At 48.2% G+C, this 20,341-nt stretch carries 19 protein-coding genes and 1 rRNA gene; 1 reads left to right on the top strand and 19 read right to left on the bottom strand.

Translation table 11 applies throughout. From position 1 onward, the window contains the following. Positions 1-152: 152 nt before the first annotated feature. Both MHI14_RS27420 and MHI14_RS27415 read right to left on the bottom strand, forming a co-directional pair. Positions 153-1,705, bottom strand: a 16S ribosomal RNA gene (locus tag MHI14_RS27420). A gap of 438 nt (positions 1,706-2,143) precedes the next feature. Continuing rightward, a complete protein-coding gene (locus MHI14_RS27415; protein WP_091039144.1) occupies positions 2,144-2,695 on the bottom strand; it encodes a hypothetical protein in 552 nt (183 codons plus the stop codon). Positions 2,696-2,782: 87 nt separating this feature from the next. Between MHI14_RS27415 and MHI14_RS27410 the strand changes: the two genes are divergently transcribed. Then, on the top strand, positions 2,783-3,373 hold the full coding sequence (locus tag MHI14_RS27410; RefSeq protein WP_341131779.1) for a TetR/AcrR family transcriptional regulator: 591 nt from the start codon (positions 2,783-2,785) through the stop codon (positions 3,371-3,373). Positions 3,374-3,458: 85 nt separating this feature from the next. Here the strand turns inward: MHI14_RS27410 and MHI14_RS27405 are convergent, their stop codons facing one another. The 17 genes from MHI14_RS27405 to nadB all read right to left on the bottom strand — a co-directional run bounded on the left by MHI14_RS27405 (position 3,459) and on the right by nadB (position 20,321). Further along, a complete protein-coding gene (locus MHI14_RS27405; protein WP_091039139.1) occupies positions 3,459-4,796 on the bottom strand; it encodes a TrkH family potassium uptake protein in 1,338 nt (445 codons plus the stop codon). Positions 4,797-5,000: 204 nt separating this feature from the next. Continuing rightward, on the bottom strand, positions 5,001-6,512 hold the full coding sequence (gene lysS, locus MHI14_RS27400; RefSeq protein WP_047844500.1) for a lysine--tRNA ligase: 1,512 nt from the start codon (positions 6,510-6,512) through the stop codon (positions 5,001-5,003). A gap of 116 nt (positions 6,513-6,628) precedes the next feature. Beyond that, positions 6,629-7,108, bottom strand: a complete 480-nt coding sequence (greA, locus tag MHI14_RS27395) for a transcription elongation factor GreA (RefSeq protein WP_076216743.1) — start codon at positions 7,106-7,108, stop codon at positions 6,629-6,631. Between the two features lie 246 nt (positions 7,109-7,354). Then, the gene (gene dusB, locus MHI14_RS27390; protein ID WP_091039137.1) at positions 7,355-8,374 is read right to left on the bottom strand and encodes a tRNA dihydrouridine synthase DusB; all 1,020 of its coding nucleotides are present in this window, start codon (positions 8,372-8,374) and stop codon (positions 7,355-7,357) included. Between the two features lie 96 nt (positions 8,375-8,470). After that, positions 8,471-8,665, bottom strand: coding sequence for a helix-turn-helix domain-containing protein (locus tag MHI14_RS27385; RefSeq protein ID WP_036668438.1), 195 nt, complete (start codon positions 8,663-8,665; stop codon positions 8,471-8,473). Further along, a complete protein-coding gene (gene folK, locus MHI14_RS27380; RefSeq protein WP_091039135.1) occupies positions 8,626-9,174 on the bottom strand; it encodes a 2-amino-4-hydroxy-6-hydroxymethyldihydropteridine diphosphokinase in 549 nt (182 codons plus the stop codon). Before folK ends, MHI14_RS27385 begins: the two co-directional genes overlap by 40 nt. A gap of 9 nt (positions 9,175-9,183) precedes the next feature. Next, entirely contained in the window at positions 9,184-9,546 is a 363-nt protein-coding gene (folB, locus tag MHI14_RS27375) for a dihydroneopterin aldolase (protein WP_062838071.1), read from the bottom strand. Positions 9,547-9,664: 118 nt separating this feature from the next. Continuing rightward, positions 9,665-10,528 (bottom strand): dihydropteroate synthase, encoded by an 864-nt coding sequence (folP, locus tag MHI14_RS27370; RefSeq protein ID WP_341131778.1) that lies wholly within the window; start codon positions 10,526-10,528, stop codon positions 9,665-9,667. Further along, positions 10,525-11,409, bottom strand: a complete 885-nt coding sequence (locus MHI14_RS27365) for an aminotransferase class IV (RefSeq protein ID WP_341131777.1) — start codon at positions 11,407-11,409, stop codon at positions 10,525-10,527. Before MHI14_RS27365 ends, folP begins: the two co-directional genes overlap by 4 nt. A 1-nt stretch (position 11,410) precedes the next feature. After that, positions 11,411-11,986, bottom strand: a complete 576-nt coding sequence (pabA, locus tag MHI14_RS27360; RefSeq protein WP_124118817.1) for an aminodeoxychorismate/anthranilate synthase component II — start codon at positions 11,984-11,986, stop codon at positions 11,411-11,413. 55 nt (positions 11,987-12,041) lie between these two features. Further along, positions 12,042-13,655 (bottom strand): anthranilate synthase component I family protein, encoded by a 1,614-nt coding sequence (locus tag MHI14_RS27355; RefSeq protein WP_341131776.1) that lies wholly within the window; start codon positions 13,653-13,655, stop codon positions 12,042-12,044. Between the two features lie 140 nt (positions 13,656-13,795). After that, positions 13,796-14,734: a cysteine synthase A gene (gene cysK, locus MHI14_RS27350; RefSeq protein ID WP_036668448.1), complete on the bottom strand. Its 939-nt coding sequence runs from the start codon at positions 14,732-14,734 to the stop codon at positions 13,796-13,798. Between the two features lie 344 nt (positions 14,735-15,078). Next, complete coding sequence (locus tag MHI14_RS27345; RefSeq protein WP_133387505.1) at positions 15,079-16,029, bottom strand: peptidyl-prolyl cis-trans isomerase; 951 nt, start codon at positions 16,027-16,029, stop codon at positions 15,079-15,081. A gap of 23 nt (positions 16,030-16,052) precedes the next feature. Then, complete coding sequence (hslO, locus tag MHI14_RS27340; RefSeq protein ID WP_091039125.1) at positions 16,053-16,973, bottom strand: Hsp33 family molecular chaperone HslO; 921 nt, start codon at positions 16,971-16,973, stop codon at positions 16,053-16,055. A gap of 73 nt (positions 16,974-17,046) precedes the next feature. Beyond that, positions 17,047-17,817 carry a type III pantothenate kinase gene (locus tag MHI14_RS27335; protein ID WP_026081372.1) on the bottom strand — a complete coding sequence of 257 codons (771 nt, stop codon included), beginning with the start codon at positions 17,815-17,817 and terminating at the stop codon, positions 17,047-17,049. A 6-nt stretch (positions 17,818-17,823) separates the two neighbouring features. Further along, complete coding sequence (gene nadC / locus MHI14_RS27330) at positions 17,824-18,690, bottom strand: carboxylating nicotinate-nucleotide diphosphorylase (RefSeq protein ID WP_091039124.1); 867 nt, start codon at positions 18,688-18,690, stop codon at positions 17,824-17,826. Continuing rightward, complete coding sequence (gene nadB, locus MHI14_RS27325) at positions 18,687-20,321, bottom strand: L-aspartate oxidase (protein ID WP_341132032.1); 1,635 nt, start codon at positions 20,319-20,321, stop codon at positions 18,687-18,689. The genes nadC and nadB overlap by 4 nt, the downstream gene beginning before the upstream one ends. Between the last annotated feature and the right edge of the window lie 20 nt (positions 20,322-20,341).

Genomic DNA, 20,341 nt, shown 5'->3' with positions numbered 1-20,341 from the left:
CGTTTCGATATCTAGTTTTCAAAGAACAAGCTCCATGCAAAAGCAAGCTGTTTTGAGAGTTTGAGCTCTCAAAACCGAACAACGAGTGAGTAGTTTGTGCAGATCTAGTCTGCTATTTGAATGTTTCCGTTGCAGGAAACGATTCTCCATAGAAAGGAGGTGATCCAGCCGCACCTTCCGATACGGCTACCTTGTTACGACTTCACCCCAATCATCTATCCCACCTTCGGCGGCTGGCTCCTTGCGGTTACCCCACCGACTTCGGGTGTTATAAACTCTCGTGGTGTGACGGGCGGTGTGTACAAGACCCGGGAACGTATTCACCGCGGCATGCTGATCCGCGATTACTAGCAATTCCGACTTCATGCAGGCGAGTTGCAGCCTGCAATCCGAACTGAGACCGGCTTTGTTGGGATTGGCTCCATCTCGCGATTTCGCAGCCCGTTGTACCGGCCATTGTAGTACGTGTGTAGCCCAGGTCATAAGGGGCATGATGATTTGACGTCATCCCCACCTTCCTCCGGTTTGTCACCGGCAGTCTATCTAGAGTGCCCACCCGAAGTGCTGGCAACTAAATATAAGGGTTGCGCTCGTTGCGGGACTTAACCCAACATCTCACGACACGAGCTGACGACAACCATGCACCACCTGTCTCCTCTGTCCCGAAGGAAAGGTACATCTCTGTACCGGTCAGAGGGATGTCAAGACCTGGTAAGGTTCTTCGCGTTGCTTCGAATTAAACCACATACTCCACTGCTTGTGCGGGTCCCCGTCAATTCCTTTGAGTTTCAGTCTTGCGACCGTACTCCCCAGGCGGAGTGCTTAATGTGTTAACTTCGGCACCAAGGGTATCGAAACCCCTAACACCTAGCACTCATCGTTTACGGCGTGGACTACCAGGGTATCTAATCCTGTTTGCTCCCCACGCTTTCGCGCCTCAGCGTCAGTTACAGCCCAGAGAGTCGCCTTCGCCACTGGTGTTCCTCCACATATCTACGCATTTCACCGCTACACGTGGAATTCCACTCTCCTCTTCTGCACTCAAGTCACCCAGTTTCCAGTGCGATCCGGGGTTGAGCCCCGGGATTAAACACCAGACTTAAATGACCGCCTGCGCGCGCTTTACGCCCAATAATTCCGGACAACGCTTGCCCCCTACGTATTACCGCGGCTGCTGGCACGTAGTTAGCCGGGGCTTTCTTCTCAGGTACCGTCACCTTGAGAGCAGTTACTCTCCCAAGCGTTCTTCCCTGGCAACAGAGCTTTACGATCCGAAAACCTTCATCACTCACGCGGCATTGCTCCGTCAGGCTTTCGCCCATTGCGGAAGATTCCCTACTGCTGCCTCCCGTAGGAGTCTGGGCCGTGTCTCAGTCCCAGTGTGGCCGATCACCCTCTCAGGTCGGCTACGCATCGTCGCCTTGGTGAGCCGTTACCCCACCAACTAGCTAATGCGCCGCAGGCCCATCCCCAAGTGACAGATTGCTCCGTCTTTCCAGTTTCCTTCAGGCGAAGAAAACAACTATTCGGTATTAGCTACCGTTTCCGGTAGTTGTCCCAAACTTGAGGGCAGGTTGCCTACGTGTTACTCACCCGTCCGCCGCTAACTATCAGAGAAGCAAGCTTCTCTTCAAGTCCGCTCGACTTGCATGTATTAGGCATGCCGCCAGCGTTCGTCCTGAGCCAGGATCAAACTCTCCAATAAAGTATTGAAAAGAGCGATAAGCTCATTTTGAATCTGACGAGATTAAAAATCTCATTTGTGCTCCGGTCGATTCAAGCCAAGGCTTGTCTCAAACTTTCGCGTTCATTCTGCAAGCAGAATGTTTACTCACTCGTTGTTCAGTTTTCAAAGATCAAACTTGTTTCGCTACCGAATGTCATTCTCTTCAGCAACTTTTATATCTTATCACATCCGAACCAACTTTGCAAGCTCTTTTTTTAAGTTTCTTTCGAAGCTTATTTCGTTTGCTTGCCGCACCGTGTAAACCGTGTTTTATTGGCCGGAATTAGAATATACCATGTACAGATTTTGAATGCAAGTCTTTTTTTGAAACTATATTAACAATCGGTTTGATCTAATACAGACGTACATATGGTACTCTCCCAACTTAGCAAGTTCATACGCACGTCCATTTTCACTTTAATGTTTAACATTCCTAGCAGGAACCTTTCTTGGCCATAAACTGTAACTAAAGCTTATCACAAAATCGATTCCGAGTATCATTCCCCACACTTTGATCAGATTATTGAAGACAGCTGTACGTTCAGCATCTCCAACCCACCATATCATGGCTAATAGAAAAGCACTGCCTATTGCCCAAGCCAATAGATGTCTAAACCATCCACTACGCTCACGACTCGCATGTTCTCTACCATATAACTTGTTGCTGCGAGGGTTCTCCCCACTCTTGAACCAATATAGGAAATATCGATCCGCCCAAGCGATCATCTGGTGACCATAAGCAATGCTTACTCCTATATACACCGCAGCTATACCATGAATTATACTTGCTGTAGCTCCTCGCTGTAGATCCATAACTGTAGCAACAAGCAATAACAGATCGATAATCGGCGTCGCCATTAACAAACCGATGCCTAACCGCTTCATGCCAAGGAGATACCTGACACTCAGACCCGTGAACACAAACACCCAAAAGGCAATCTCACAACCTATAATGAAATAACCAATCATTTCAGCCTCTCCTTTTTTTGATACAAATGTATTAAATATAATTTAGCACGTTTGTATTATAATAATCAATAGTGATATAATACACCTATGCCTAAAATTGTTGATCATGATAAACAGCGCGTGCTCGTAGCAGAGGCGGCTTGGCGTATTATACGAAAAGATGGCATGGAACAGGCCTCTGTTCGAAATATCGCTGAAGAAGCTGGAGTTTCGGTTGGCTCAATGCGTCACTACTTTTCTACTCAATCGGAACTACTACTATATGCCATGAATTTGGTATCTGAACGGGTGTCCCATCGAGTCCAAAAAATGTCCTTTACCGGCTCTCCCATGGACAATATGAAATGCCTATTGCTCGAATTCTTACCAAACACAGAAGAAAAACTGGCCGATATGGAGGTGTGGTACGCTTTTACAGCCAGATCCAAAACCGATCCTACACTCAAAGAACTTGCTAATACCGTATATGATGAACTCAGACAAGCTGTAGGTTCTGTTATCAACTACCTGATAAAGCTCGACCTCTCCAGACCCGATCTGGACAAAGAACTGGAGATCGAGAGATTGTATGCACTGGTGGATGGCTTAGGCATACATACCGTGCTTAGACCGGATCAGATGAATGCCCAGCTCATGGACGATGTTCTCACTTTGCATCTTGCCGCCTTGTGCCGTTAAACCAAAAAAACCGCAGCACATTCGTTGTGACTAAGGCCCGTTACGATAACAGGAGTTAGTTCTGAATGTCTGACGGTTTTTCTTTTTATCCGATAATGATCCGGCCTTCCGGATGACGATACAGTTTCTTCTCTTTGCGCGGACGAAGGGCATACGCGATGGTTAATGGCCCAATCCGACCTACAAACATGGTAAAGGTAATAATAATTTTTCCCCAATTGGTCAACTCATCAGTCACTCCCACGGAAAGACCCACGGTACCAATTGCGGATGCAGCTTCAAACATCAGTGAAAGGAATGGCGCATCCTCTGTCGTAAGCAGAAGCATCACCACGATCATGAATATGATCAGAGAAACCATAATAATGGTCAGCGCCCTCATCAGCAATTCTTTCGGAACACGTTGGCGGAAAAACACGATATCCTTATTTCCCCGAATCATGGCATACACTGCACCAATCATGATCAGGAATGTAGTTGTCTTGATCCCGCCCCCGGTCGATCCCGGGGATGCCCCGATAAACATCAGCAAGATAAAGAAAAACTGGGTAGCCTGCCTCATCTCCGTAATATCGATGGTGCTTGTCCCAGACGAACGTGTAGAGACAGACTGGAAGAAAGACGCATAGATTTTCTCGCTCCAGGTGAGTGAAGCCAGCGTATGTCCGTTGGTAAATTCGAAAACAAATAACACAATCGCCCCTATACCAATCAGCGCTCCCGACACAGACAGCACCAGTTTCGACTGTAGGGATAGACGACGGCGTTTGCGATACTCAAACAGATCATTTAATACAACAAAACCTAGTCCACCAGAGATAACGAGCACGGAAGCAGTCAGGTTGAATATCCAGTCTCCGGTGTAGTATTGAAAGCTATTGCCGAACAGATCAAATCCGCCATTATTAAATAATGAAACAGAGTGGAATATTCCATAGTATACGGCCTGACCCAATGGCATCTCCGTTGCCCAGCGCAGCGCTAGTATGACAGCAGCCACCCCTTCAATGGTAAAGGAGAAAATCAACACCTTGCGGATAATGCGTACTATCCCTTCCATACTGTCTGCATTAATGGCTTCTTTGAGTAACAATCTGTCCTTGAGTGAGATTCGCTTGCCCAATACAAGCGCAAAGAGGGTAGCCATGGTCATGAAGCCGAGTCCACCAAGCTGCATTAATACCATAATGACGATCTGACCAAACAAATTAAAGGTCGTCCCTACATCCACAACGACAAGTCCAGTCACACATGCGGCAGAGGTTGATGTAAAAAGCGCGTCAATAAACGCCAAATGCTTACCGCTTTGGTTGGAGATTGGCAACATGAGAAGCACCGTTCCAATCGCAATAATAAGCAGAAAACCACCGACCAGAATTAACGGAGGAGATAAGAATTTGGCAAAGTGAAGCCTGAACTTCATGAAGGGCACCTCTTTTAACAAAAATACGAACAGGTTAATCTAACAAATTCAAGACGCGGTATTACCCTAATGGTGTGCTGTGAGCAAGGGCCTTCTGACAAACTTTATTTTTCGCGTCTATGTAAACCTAAAGAGGAACTTGCCCCAGCATCATACTGAACGGCAGGTTCCTCTTCTATTATGAACGTATCCTACGTTCCTTATTTAATCTTGCGTACGAGGACGCATGTGCGGGAAGAGCAGTACGTCACGAATCGACGGGGAGTTGGTAAGCAGCATGATCAGACGATCAACCCCGATTCCCAATCCGCCTGTTGGTGGCATACCATATTCGAGCGCACGGATGAAGTCGTCATCCATCTCATGAGCTTCGTCGTTCCCATGTTCTTTCTCCAGCATCTGTGCTTCAAAGCGCTGACGCTGATCGATTGGATCATTCAGCTCTGTGAAGGCATTGGCATGTTCGCGTCCAACGATGAACAATTCGAAGCGATCCGTGAAGCGCGGATCTACATCATTTTTCTTCGCCAGTGGTGAGATTTCAAGAGGATGTCCCATAATGAATGTCGGCTGAATCAACGTCTCTTCCACAAACTCTTCAAAGAACGCGTTCAGAATATGACCAAATGTCATATGTTTTTCAACCGGAACCTTATGTTCCTTCGCCAAGTTGTGTGCTTCCTCATCCGTCATGTGTACGGAGAAGTCTACGCCCACAACTTCCTTAACTGCATCCACCATCGTAACACGGCGCCACTGCGGTGTAAGATCTACTTCATAATCTCCATACTGGATCACTTGCGTACCCAGTACTTCCTGTGCAATATGAGCAACCAGGTTCTCTGTCAATTGCATAATATCTTTGTAGTCGGCATATGCCTCATACAATTCAATCATTGTGAACTCCGGATTGTGACGTGTGGACATACCTTCATTCCGATATACACGGCCGATCTCATATACCTTCTCCAGTCCGCCAACAATCAGACGTTTCAGGTGAAGTTCAATCGCGATTCGCATGTACAGTTCCATATCCAGCGCATTGTGATGCGTAATAAACGGACGTGCTGCAGCTCCTCCTGCGATCGTATGCAACGTAGGTGTTTCCACTTCCAGATATCCAAGGGAATCCAGGTAACGGCGCATCGATTGAATGATTTTGGAACGTGCGATAAAGGTTTGTTGTACATCCGGGCTCATAATCAGGTCAACATAACGCTGGCGGTAACGCAGCTCTACGTCGGTGAGACCATGGAATTTATCCGGAAGCGGATAGAGCGATTTGGACAGCACTTCAAGATCTTTCACTTTGACAGAAGTTTCACCTGTTTTGGTCTTAAAGATCACGCCTGTTACCCCAACGATATCGCCAAGGTCCAGCAGGCTAAATGCCGCATACTTGTCTTCAGGCACGCTATCCTGACGAACATAGATCTGGATTCTGCCGCTCAGGTCCTGAATATGTGCGAAGCTTGCTTTACCCATTCCCCGCTTCGCCATAATCCGTCCGGCAATACTGACTTCGATGTGCTTCTCTTCCAGCTCTTCCTTGGTCAGTTCTTCATACTTCTTCAGAATGGAGCCGGCTTCTTCGGTACGTACGTATTTTTGGCCAAAAGGGTCGATTCCCAATTTGCGGAGCTCGTCCAATTTGTCACGGCGAATTTGTAAAAGCTCGCTAAGTTCGGTTTCCTGATTCAAGACTTCATCCGTCATGATCTGTATTCATCTCCTTATTTACATTGCAGGCATCCCGTGAGGACACTCTTCCTCAAATGTTGAAAAAGCTTCCCTAGGGAAGCTTTTGTTTACCGTGCCCAACTGCTTCGTTACTATAGCTTTTTAATATCTACAATTTTATATTGAATTACGCCAGCAGGCACACTTACATCAACAACTGTACCATTTTTCTTGCCCAGGATCGCTTTACCAACAGGGCTTTCGTTTGAAATCTTGTTCTGAAGCGGGTTAGATTCAGCAGAACCTACAATTGTATATTCTGTGATATCACCGAATTCCAAATCTTCCACAGTAACTGTTGCACCTACACTCACGACATCGGTGTCAATCTCATCACTGTTAATAATGCGTGCGTTCCGAAGCATTTTCTCCAAAGTAATAATACGACCTTCAATGAAAGCCTGTTCGTTCTTGGCATCTTCGTATTCAGAGTTCTCACTGATATCTCCATACCCGATGGCTACCTTAATCCGTTCAGCCACTTCGCGGCGCTTCACTGATTTCAATGTTTCCAGTTCTTCTTCCAGCTTCTTAAGTCCCTCTGGTGTAAGGATAACTTCCTTGTCGCTCATCTCAACCGATTCTCCTGTCATGGGAATAATTTGGATTGTACGGCAACGGAATCAGTGCCAATTACATAGCTCCGCCCGCATACATCTTCAAAACTATATGAAGTTCTCCAGAGAAATAGAATATTCCTCCTGATGACTAGCCTTTAATTAACGCACATGGCGAATTTATACTGTGAAAGTATAGGGGAACGATCTCGAAAAGTCAATGTTACGTCCTCTATAGCTGTAAACGTTTTACAGTCTTAATTACGATGCACTTCCGGCGATTACCGGTTCTGACTCCAAATTGCCTTCGCTTTTCAGCTGACTCACAAAGTTCTCCAGAATCTGTACCATCTCATCACGCTTGGTACCTTCCATAATAACGTCCTTGATGCGAGCAGATCCTTTCAAGCCTTTCAGATACCAAGCCAGGTGTTTACGCATCTCGCGTACAGCAACCGTCTCATTCTTCAGTGCGATCAGGCGATCCATGTGCAGAATGGCAACACGGATCTTCTCTTCGCCATTCGGGTCAGGAAGCAATTCCCCCGTGCTTAAGTATTGAATGGTACGATACAGCATCCAGGGGTTACCCAGGGCAGCACGACCGATCATAACTCCGTCACAACCCGTTTCATCCAGCATACGGCGTGCATCCTCTGGTGTATGGACATCGCCATTGCCGATCACTGGAATAGAGACAGCCTCTTTTACATCTTTGATGTGTGACCAGTCAGCCGTGCCTGTATAGAGTTGCTCACGCGTACGGCCGTGTACACTTACCGCCTGTCCACCCGCACGTTCAACCGCGAGCGCATTCTCAACCGCGAAGATATGCTCGTTGTCCCAGCCGATACGCATCTTGACCGTCACCGGCTTCTCAACCGCGTCCACAACAGCGGATACCATCTCATAGATTTTGTTCGGATCAAGCAACCAACGTGCACCTGCATCACATTTCGTTACCTTTGGCACAGGGCATCCCATGTTAATGTCGATAATGTCTGCATTGGTTTCTTGGTCCACGATTTTGGCTGCTTCTACAAGGGAATCACGATCTCCCCCAAAAATCTGAAGGCTCAGCGGTTTCTCACGCTCATCTACAAACAACATCTCACGTGTACGCTGGTTGCCATGGACAATGGCTTTGCCACTCACCATCTCCGCGCATACGAGGCCTGTTCCGAATTCTTTTGCGATCAAACGAAAAGCCGGATTACATACGCCAGCCATCGGAGCAAGTACGACCTGGTTTTTCATTTCAATGCCACCAATGTTAAGCACGGTAGTCGTTCCACTCCTTTTTTAATTCTGTATATATCACGATATAAAGTTCGATCGGTGTCTTGGTTGTTGTAACATGACGAAACCGAAAGGGTTCTAGTTGCCCCGCAACTCCTCGATACTGATTGCCAGCACACCAGCAATTCGATCGAGCTCTTGCTGTGATACCTTACGGTTTCCCCGTTCAATGGTTCCCAGAATGGCCAGCGAGATGCCGGTCTCGGCCGCAAGTTCATGTTGTGTTAAACCTTTCAGCTTCCGGAATGCCCGGATTCGATTGGCCAATTGCATGTTTTCCAAAGCTGTATTCCATCCTTTCCATCCAGTACAGACAACGATGAGTGTACAAAGGTATACAAACCTGAAATCTCGCCCTCCGGTACGATATCCGACAGTGGGACCAGCACAAAAGCCCGTTCTCCCATACGAGGATGAGGCAATTGAAGTAATTCGGTATCTCGCGTCTCACCGTGCATCCAGAGCAGATCCAAATCAACGGTGCGCGGTCCCCAGCGAATATCACGAACACGTCCAAGTCGGTTCTCGATATCCAGTAATTCCGTGAGCAACTGCTCCGGTGTCAGCATCACCTGTACAGCGACTGCCATATTCAGAAACGCAGGCTGATCTACATATCCTACAGGCTCCGTCTCATATAGTGCAGAACAACGCAGAACGGATATATGAGGGTGTTCATCCAGCAAAGACAATGCTTCAAACAGCGTCTGTTCCCGGTCACCCAAATTGGCCCCTAAAGCAATATAAGCCTCTGAAGATTCAGAGGTCGAATGTGCAATCATGATCGGTTCTCACTTTCTTGTGCGGCGAAGCTCTACCGTTACGCCCTCAAAATGAATATCGAATGGCGGATGTGGCTTCGTCACCTTGACTGTCAATGCATTGATAATAGTATAAGTGTCTAGTAAAGAAGATGCAATATGTTCGCCCAAGGCTTCAATTAACTGGAATGATTTATTTTCAACAATCTGCTTTACCAACTCATGGATCTCTGCATAATTGATTGTTTTGGTTAGATCATCGTTACGTCCAGCTTCACTCAGATCCATATCAATCTCCAGATCAATATAGTACCGCTGCCCAAGCTTCCGTTCTTCTGCAAAAACGCCATGATATCCGTAATACTCCATACGATGCAATACCATTCTATCCATACGATCCGCCTGCCCTCTATATATATTGAAATAATTCTCTATTTTGAAGATATCTTTTTGCTTTGCCTTTGAAAAAATGCTGCGCTTTCACTAGTCGGGTCACTCGGACCCGCCAGCATTATTTCTTCCGTAGACCCGGAGAAGCATATAACATGGCATCACACATGTCTGCCGTCCGCCGAATCGGCTTCACATCATGAACCCGAACCATCTGGCAGCCTTGGGCAATGCCAAATGCAACGGTCGCAGCCGTTCCTTCCAGCGCATCATCCGCACCAACATCCAGGGTGTTCTGGATGAATCTTTTACGTGAGGTGGCTAGCAGAACGGGATACCCCATTTCATTGAGCAAACCGAGCGATGACATGAGCTTCAGATTTTCTCCGATATCCTTCACAAAACCAATACCCGGGTCCAGGATAATTTGCTCTGCTTTCACGCCGGCTCCCAGCGTAATCTGTATGCTCTCCTGCAAATCACTGACGACATCACTCAGATAATCGGGATAGTTTCTCTCCTGCCGATTATGCATCAGAATGATGGGACACCCTAGCTCTGCTACCGTGCGGGCCATATCTGGATCTGCCTTGGCACCCCACACATCATTAATGATATGGGCACCTGCCAGAATAGCCTGACGTGCAACATCGGCCTTATACGTGTCTACCGATATTGGAATATGCGGGGCTTGCTGATGCAATGCTTTAATAACGGGAATGATCCGGCTCAGCTCTTCATCGGCGTCCACGGCATCTGAACCTGGACGTGTGGACTCTCCGCCGATATCAATCAGGTCCGCCCCGTCCTCCATCATCTGTTTGGCATGGGCAACTGCCCGCTCCACGTTGGTGTAACGCCCACCATCCGAGAACGAGTCAGGTGTGACGTTAAGAATGCCCATAATCTGTGTTCTTGCCCCCAGCTTCAACTCAGCTGGCCCCCATGCATAGTTCCGTTCATAGATGACAGGTGTAAGTGTCATGAAGTATACCCCGCTTTCTGCCGGTACATACCCAGAAGGACTGCTGTAACTGGGCCTATATGTCCGTTACTGATTATCGTTTCGGCTCCCTCCTGATCCCGCAGAGTCGTAACCGGAACCAGTTCGGCAACCGAGCCTGTTAGAAATATTTCATCGGCTTGCAGGAGATCCTCCCAAGCCGCTAACGTTTCTATGCAGGGAATTCCTTGCTGCGTGGCGATCTCAAGTACCACAGCTCTCGTGATACCCGGCAGAATGCCGGTTGAGAGTGCTGGCGTGTAGAGTACATTTTCCCGTACCCAAAATATATTGCTGACGATCCCTTCCGCTATATGACCATCACGGGTTAATTGTAGCCCTTCTGCACCCTGCACATACTGCCCGTACCCGTTCAGCTCACGTTTCGCCAGAATGCTGTTCATGTAATGCAGTGACTTGAACCGCACTTCTCCTTCGGGTGTGTTGCGTGGCGTAGACAACCGTTGAAGCATTTTGCCGCACTCATATAAAGAGGGAGAAGGTTCAGGTAATGCTTTTGCCAGTATAATATGATTTGGCTTCGAATAGTCACCAGAAGGTAAGCCTAGCGGTGCTTCACCGGCTGATACCGTATAACGTACATACGCATCCTGAAGTCCGTTCGCATGCATCAGACGTTCAATCCAATCTGTCACCTCTGCCACGGTCGTTGTAAAAGGAATGCCAAGTTCCTTACACCCCGAAGACATTCGCTCCAAATGCCGTTCCAAAAGATATGGGACACCTTGATACGTCCGGAACGTCTCAAACAGTCCCAGTCCGTACAAAAAGCCGTGATCCGTTACAGGAACCACGGCCGCCGCCATATTGACCAACTCTCCGTTTATCGCGGCATATAGCATGTTAAACCTTCACTTGTTGGGACAAAAAGTTACGAAGCATCTGATGTCCGTGGTCTGTAATAATGGATTCCGGGTGGAACTGAACGCCTTCAATCGCATATTCTTTGTGGCGCAGACCCATAATCTCACCTTCAGCTGTCTCCGCTGTAATCTCAAGACAGTCAGGCAAGCTGCTGCGCTCGACAATCAGGGAGTGATAACGGGTAGCTGTAAATGGGGATGGCAATCCGGCAAATACCGATGTCCCATTGTGATGCATCTCGGATGTTTTACCATGCATCATGCGCTCCGCACGAATGACATTGCCACCAAACGCTTGTCCAATGGACTGATGCCCCAGGCAAACACCAAAGATCGGAATGCTTCCCTTGAAATGCTCGATGACTGCCAGGCTAATGCCGGCTTCATTTGGTGTACAAGGACCCGGAGAGATCAGAATATGATCAGGTGCCAGTGCCTCTATGCCTGCCAGATCAATCTCATCGTTGCGGCGAACTTCCACCGTCTCACCCAGTTCACCCAGATATTGAACCAGGTTGTACGTGAAGGAATCGTAATTATCGATAACCAGTATCATATGCCTGCTCCTCCTCATCTTCCGTCAATGCTAATGACGGTTGCTTCGTTTTATTTTACTTTAATTTAACAGCTTCTGTTCGTTTCGCTTGTTCTTGTTCGACAGCTCTGTTCGCTTCCGCTTCCTCGCTGTAGTTCACAGCTCTCATCATGGCCCTTGCCTTGTTGCGGCATTCCTTGTATTCCCGATATGGATCGGAATCAATAACAATCCCTGCCCCAGCCTGTACATAACCAATGCCGTCCTTAATGGCAAGTGTACGAATGACGATGTTCAATTCCATATTTCCACTGTAATCCATCCAGCCGATGGAACCCGTATAAGGCCCACGCCGCACAGGCTCAAGTTCCTCGATAATCTCCATGGTGCGGACCTTGGGCGCTCCTGTAATCGTTCCACCCGGGAATGTAGCAGCGATCACATCAAATACGGATAACCCTTCTGCCAGCCTGCCTTCCACTTGGGAAACCAGATGCATGACATGGGAATACTTCTCGATGGTCATCAATTCGGGCACATGAACTGAACCGTAGGCCGCAATCCGTCCGATATCGTTACGTTCCAGATCAACGAGCATAATATGCTCCGCCCGTTCCTTCTCACTACCCAGCAGTTCATCCGCCATAGCCTTATCCTCTGCCTCATCACGGCCCCTTCTTCGAGTCCCTGCGATGGGACGTGCACTGACTCTGCCATTCTCCACTTTGACCAGAAGTTCGGGAGATCCGCTTACCAGTTGAAAGTCTGGACTACGCAGCATACCCATATACGGTGATGGATTCACGAGACGCAGCCATTCATAAATATGCTCAGCGCTTGAATGAAGCCGCTTTTCCTGTCTCAAGGACAGATTCACCTGGAACACATCGCCCTGCCTGATATATTCCTGTACTGTGCGTACAGCCTGTTCAAAGTCCTCTTGGGGAAAGGAGGTTTCCCATCCTTCCGATTCCCTTTCCGCATCTTCAGGCTGCGGTGTACGATTGACCTGCTTGTTGCGGCGTTCCAGTGCCTGTTGTTGTTCCTCGGCCTGTGCAGCCCCCATAATATGAAGCCATCTTTGCTGCATCGCTGTCGCTCGTGTTTCTGCCGCTAAATATAGGCTACGGATATCAGTTTCATTCCGGTTAGGCTCTATAGCCAGATGAACCATGCAGAAAAGTGCCTGCTGCTCATGGTCATACGCCCATATTTCTTCAAAACGCATCCACCAATAATCCGGCAGAGCCGGGTTATCTTCAGCCAACACTGGAAGCTTCTCCAATGATCTTGCTACATCGTAGCTGAGATAACCTGCGTACCCACCCCCAAAGTCTGGAGCCCCATTAACCTTGGGTGCACTATATGGGGCAGTCCATCTCTTCAATACATCAAGCGGCTTGCCGCTGTCCGTCGAGGTGGTTCCTTGCGTCACATTATAAATAACCGCTTCTTGACCCTTACCGGAAATAACGGATACGGGGTCTAGTCCCAGAAATGTATATCTCCCGCCTTTGCCATTCTCCAGCACAATTGCGTATGGTGACGCCTGCTCCCAAGCTGCCTCCCACGATAACGGTAACCCGCCATGATACGGTCCCTCATCCGACTTCGTGATATAGGGCATCATGGTCCAGCCTTGTTCAGCCCACTCCATCCAGTCGGCGTATGTTGTCATCAGGTGTGTCATTGCGGTGTGCCGCCCTCCATCTGTCGCTAGTTCTATTGTCTGATAGTATACTAAAGCGCCGCCCCTTTTAAAAGCATTACGCCAAAAATCCTCCATACCCGTCATACGGGCAAGGAGGATTGGTTTGGTTATTTGTAGACTTAGCCTTCGAAGTTGTAAAGAGGTGTGCTGAGGTAACGTTCGCCGTTACTTGGCACGATTACGACAACGCGCTTGCCTTCACCCAACTGTTTCGCAACCTGAAGACCTGCACGGATCGCCGCACCGGAAGAAATACCGGACAGAATGCCCTCTTCCTTCGCTACCTGACGAGCCGTCTCGAATGCATCATCATTCTCAATGTGAATGATCTCATCATAGATTTCCTGATCCAGAATCTCAGGGATAAAGTTGGCACCAATCCCCTGGATCTTATGTGGTCCTGGTTTGCCGCCCGCCAGAATTGGCGAAGCTGCTGGCTCAACCGCAACAATTTTAATACCAGCGAAAGCTTCTTTCAGCACTTCGCCTGTACCTGTAATTGTTCCGCCTGTACCAATTCCCGCAACGAAAGCATCCAACGTACCACCCACAGATTGAATTGCTTCAACAATCTCAGGGCCAGTCGTTTCACGGTGGATCTTCACGTTGGCTTTATTTTTAAATTGCTCAGCCATGAAATAAGATGGATTTTCCTTGAGCAGTTCTTCGGCTTTTTTAACAGCACCATTCATACCTTCAGCTCCAGGTGTAAGCACAAGCTCGGCACCATACGCACGAAGCAAGTTACGACGCTCCAAGCTCATCGTCTCAGGCATTACAATAACGGACTTGTAGCCTTTGGCTGCAGCCACCATCGCGAGTCCAATTCCCGTGTTACCACTTGTTGCTTCGATAATGGTATCACCCGGTTTCAGCTTGCCTTCTTTTTCCGCTTCTTCCACAATGCTAATTGCGATACGGTCTTTCACGCTTGAACCTGGATTCTGGTACTCCAGCTTCACGAATACTTCAGCACTGCCTTCTGGTACGATACGGTTCAGACGAACAAGCGGAGTACCTCCGATGAGTTCTGTTACGTTATTAACTACTTTAGCCATATGAATGCCCTCCTTAGTGGATGAATAAAACTTGAGTCCTGTTAACCTATACTGTGCGGCCGGTAGCCTCTAGCTGTTATAGAAGAACTGCGGAAATCCTGTTGATCCATCCCTTACTGCTAAGATTTCTAGACAGGGCGGAGGTTTCCGAAAGTTTCTTTGTTCATAAGTTAATCATTTATATCCGAGTAAACGAGTAGGTATTTATTATTTTCATCTTATCAACGTTAACCCTTATTGTCAATATGAGTACTCAAAAAAAATACTCTGCCTTTGGCCCTAAGACCGCAGACAGAGTATTTTTATCAAGATGCAGCAGTACGAGACAATCTTCTCCATTGAATTCAGGAGGCAGGAATCTCGGACAGGATTACGGCTTCATACTTGTTACGCAGCATTTGCTCTACCTGCGGCAACGGATCAGCCTGACTCAGAGCCAGTTGCATACGAATCTCCTCACGGACCTCTTCGGCCGACTGCACCTGGCGTTCTTCTTTATCATTAAGTCTGATAATAACATAACCTTCTTCCACTCGAACCGGTCCGGCAATATCGCCTACATCCAGCCCGGCAGCAAGTTGAAGGATTTCTTCTGACTGGAATGGATCATTACGCTCAATCCATCCCAGCCTCCCACCAGCATCACGAGAGAAGCTGTCTGTCGATTGCTTGCGAGCAGCTTCTTCAAAGTCTTCCCCCTTCTCCAACGCATCCAGTAAGGAATCGGCTTCCTCTTCTTCCTTCACTACGATGATGGACAGGTCATATTTCTCGGGGGAAACGTAATCCTCACGGTGTTCAGTCCAGTAATGCTCAATATCTGCATCCTTGATCTGTATGCCAATCGTTGCGATTTTCTCAAGCAACAGCCTGTAGCCGGCTTCCAATTCAAGTTCCTGTTTGGACAGACCCAACTGGGACTTCATTTCGTCATAATATGATTTCTCTGAATCGTACCCATCCATCGCGGCCGCTAGTTCTCTTGCAATCTCTTGGGGGGTGACGATCAGCTTGCGTTCAATAGCTTCGGCATATACTGCTTTGCGGTTTAACATCTGGAGTAATAACTCACTGCCGTAACGTCGTTTCAGCGCATCGGTCCACTCTTTGTCCGTGATAACTTCTCCGTTGATCGTGGCTACGGTGCTTCCTTCTTCCGTATTGGCATCATGGGATGCATCTGCCTCGTCTTTGCCCTGTCTGAGACCATGCATAGCCATCACTGTACCCATGACCAGCATGCCTAGCGTCAAGACAATTACAGCCGTCCACAACCCTTTTTCCTGTCTTGTCATTCCGCATCCCGTCCCCGCATAGATCAGTTCTTGGCTTGCTCTAGGATGGTCTCAAGTTGTTCTTTGTTAAAGTCATAGGCTTCATTACAGAATTGGCAGACCACTTCAGCTCGGCCCTCTTCTTCAATTAATTGCTCCATCTCCGTTTGGCCCAGGCTGATTAGTGTCTTCTCTACCCGCTCACGTGAACACTCACAGCTAAAATGAATATCCAATCCTTCCATCACTTGTACATCTGGCAACAATCGGCGAAGCAACTCTTCCAATTCAAGCCCCTGCTCCAGCAACGTGGTCACTGGCGGCAACGTACTAATGGCGTTTTCGATCGCCGTGATCTCTGGATCTGTCAATCCCGGCAACAGCTGCATAATGAATCCGCCTGCGACAATAACGGAATTATCCGTATCAACGAGCACACCAACGCCTACAGCAGAAGGTGTTTGCTCCGATTGAGCAAAGTAGTACGTAAAGTCTTCGCCCAGTTCTCCTGAAATAATAGGCACACTGCCACGATATGGTTCTTTCAGTCCCAGATCCTTCGTTATATTGATGAAGCCTTCCGTTCCAACCGCGCCTGCAACGTCCAGTTTTCCCACACTATTGCTTGGCAAATGTACATGCGGATTAGAAACATATCCTCGTACTTCGCCTTTGGCATTGGCATCAGCTACAATCTGTCCAATAGGGCCATCACCGTTGACTTGTACCGTTAACTTCTCTTCACCTTTGAGCATTGCACCCATAATGGCTGCTGTTGTAACCGTACGCCCCATGGCAGCTGTAGCCGTGGGAAACGTATCGTGTCTTCTGCGTAGTTCCTCAACCAGTTCCGTAGTCTGGATAGCAAAGGCTCTTACCTTTCCATTCATTGCTGTACCACGAATTAACCGGTCATGCTTGTTGTTGTTTTCCAAGTCATTCAGCCTCCTTTGGCGTATCGCCATAATAGTAGTAACACAGAAAAAACGGCACAACACTTAAGCTGTAATCTCAGCCCGCTGTATGCCGTCTCTATGCTCACCTTTCCCGGTTCCGCTCATATATAATACGCAGCCCTTCAAGCGTAAGCAGCGGATCAACTTCCTCTATACTACGGGTTTCTTCTGCGATAAGTGTAGCGAGACCACCCGTCGCGATAACTCGGGGCTTCGCTCCCATCTCCTCGCGAATACGTTCTACAATACCATCAACCTGGCCTGCATAGCCAAATATAATACCCGCTTGCATGGCATGAATAGTATTACGGCCAATGACCTTTTTAGGTTTCTCCAACTCTATACGAGGCAACTTGGATGCCCGCTCATAGAGCGCTTCAGTGGCGATCTGAATGCCAGGTACAATAGCGCCCCCCAGGTAGTGGCCTTTCTCGTCAATACAGTCAAAGGTCGTTGCGGTACCAAAATCGACCACGACGAGAGGGCCGCCATACTTCTCAACGGCTGCCACTGCATTAACAATACGATCTGCACCCACTTCACGAGGGTTCTCATATCGCAGGTTCAAGCCAGTTTTGATACCAGGCCCGACAAGCAAAGCTTTTTTGCCTACATACTTCTCACACATCGCTTCGATTACATTCACCAGTGGCGGAACCACAGATGAGATGATGACACCTTCGATGTCACTTGCCCTGATGCCGGACATATGAAATAAATTATAAATCAATACGCCGTATTCATCCACTGTTGACTGACGTGATGTACTCAGACGAAAGTGGTGCAGCAATTCCCGGCCTTGATATACGCCGAGCACCATATTGCTGTTCCCCACGTCTACAACTAGAATCAAAGAGGTTCACCCCTCTTTCTTTTCATTTAAATCCAGACTAATATCCAGGCTCTCAAAGGAATAGGTTAACCTGCCAACCGAAATTACATCCACACCACTCTCTGCAATACCACGAATGGTCTGGAGGGACACGTTACCGGATGCTTCAACCTTCACATGAGGAGCCTGTTCACGAATAAGCTCAACTGCTTCACGCATCCGCTCTGGATGCATGTTATCCAGCATAATGATATCTGCCCCGGCTTGCAAGGCTTCTCTCACCTGCTCTAGATTTTCAGTCTCCACTTCAATCGTCATCGTATGTGGGATAACGGTTCGTGCACGCTGTACCGCCTCGGTGATTCCGCCTGCACCCTTGATGTGGTTATCCTTAATCATAACGGCATCGTACAGTCCAAATCGATGATTCGCTCCGCCACCCACGCGCACTGCATATTTCTCAAGTAATCGGTGGCCAGGCGTTGTCTTACGTGTATCCACAAGCCTGGTCTCAAGACCATCCAGCACATCCACGTAGGCACGCGTACGCGTAGCTATTCCGGACATACGTTGCAGCAAGTTAAGTGCCAGTCGTTCCCCCGTAAGCAGAGAATGTGTACTTCCCTCTACCTCGGCCAAAATCGTGCCATGGGTAACCTTGTCTCCGTCTGTTACCTTCGGTGTAAATACAAGATCAGGATCAACGACCTGAAATACAAGTTCAGCTACGGTCATGCCTGCAATAACACCATTGTCTTTGGCGTGTATAATGGCCTTGGATTGGTTGCCTGCTGGGATCGTCACACTTGTTGTAACGTCACCTGCACCAACATCTTCACGAAGCCAGTTTTTGATTGATTCGATAAGCCCTTCATTATATCCATTCAGTATCATGACATCAATTCCTCCACAATCGCTTGTTCTCGCTGCTGCAGACTATGCTTCTGCCACACGATATCATCACGCGCCGGGAAATCCTCACGATAGTGAGCCCCCCGACTCTCCTCGCGGTGTAATGCTCCGCTGGTAACTAACCAGGCACAGGTCAGAAGGTTGGCATACTCCAGCTCTTCCTTATGGGTGAGAGTCTGATCAAAAAATTGCAATTCCTGTTGCAGCTTGTCCATGGCCTTCTGCAGATCCTCACCATTCCGGCGCAAGCCTACCTGACGAACCATCATTTTCTGTAGTCGTAAACGTCTTTCGGATACCGGCTTTTGCTCTTCCGTGATCTTATTGATCTTGTTATTCATCTCTACAGATGAAGGCGCAGCCCCTCTTACTTGTAATAAACCAAGCGGAGGAAGAGATTGAATACGATCAACAATTCTCCGCCCAAATACAATCGCTTCTGATAAAGAGTTACTTGCCAGGCGATTAGCTCCGTGCACTCCTGTAGAAGACACCTCACCACAAGCAAATAACCGGGAGATGTTGCTCTCTCCACTAAGATCCGTTTTCACTCCACCCATCATGTAATGGGCAGCAGGTGCAACGGGAATCCAGTCCGTTGTCATGTCCAATCCATAACGCATACAAGTCTCATATATGGTAGGGAACCGATGCTTGATCATCTCTGGTTGTTCATGCGTAATGTCCAAGTACACAAAGGTACTGTTGGTGGACTCCATCTCACTAACAATCGCTCGTGCCACGATATCGCGTGGGGCCAGTTCAAGCTGGGCATGATAACGATCCATAAAGCGCTCGCCCTTCACATTGCGCAAATATGCCCCTTCGCCGCGTACGGCTTCTGACACAAGGAAACGCGGGGCCCCCGGGTAACAAAGAGAGGTGGGGTGGAATTGGATAAATTCCATGTCACGAACAATAGCCCCAGCCCGATAGGCCATGGCTACACCATCGGCAGTAGCTACATCCGGATTCGTCGTGTATCGGTACAGTTGTCCTGCCCCACCAGAGCAGAGCACAGTGGCCTGTGCCTTCACGAACACTTGCGATCCGTCATCCTTCTGAACCAGAGCGCCAATGCATTCCCCTCGATCTGTAATCAGGTCAATAACAAAATGCTCATCCCATACTTCAATTCCGGGATGTTCATTCACTTCGACCGCAAGCGCACGTACAATCTCATATCCTGTTGCATCTCCGTTGGCATGCAAAATACGGCGGTGGCTATGCGCACCTTCCTGCGTCAACGCCAACTCGCCGTTCTCCAGATCAAATAAAGTACCCAAACGAATCAGTTCCTTCACTCCGTCCGGACCCTCATTCACCAATACCTCTACCGCTTCGGAGCGGCATAAGCCCGCTCCTGCTACAAGTGTATCCTGCAAGTGGTAAGCAGGTGAATCATCCTCAGCAATAACCGCAGCGATGCCTCCCTGCGCATATCTGGTGTTACTTTCAAGTAATGACTTCTTCGTGATCATTAACACACGTTGTTGTTCACTTGCCTTAATGGCAGTAAACAAACCAGCAATCCCTGAGCCTATAACCAGTACATCCGTCTCTACCATGGGTAGCGCAGACAGATCAAAATCAACTAAATATTGCGGTATCATGTTATTCACCTGTCTTGGAG

Origin of the sequence: Paenibacillus sp. FSL K6-2393 (assembly GCF_038002545.1) — a bacterium.
Classification (GTDB): Bacteria; Bacillota; Bacilli; order Paenibacillales; family Paenibacillaceae; genus Paenibacillus.
This window is presented reverse-complemented; position numbering and strand designations above follow the sequence as displayed.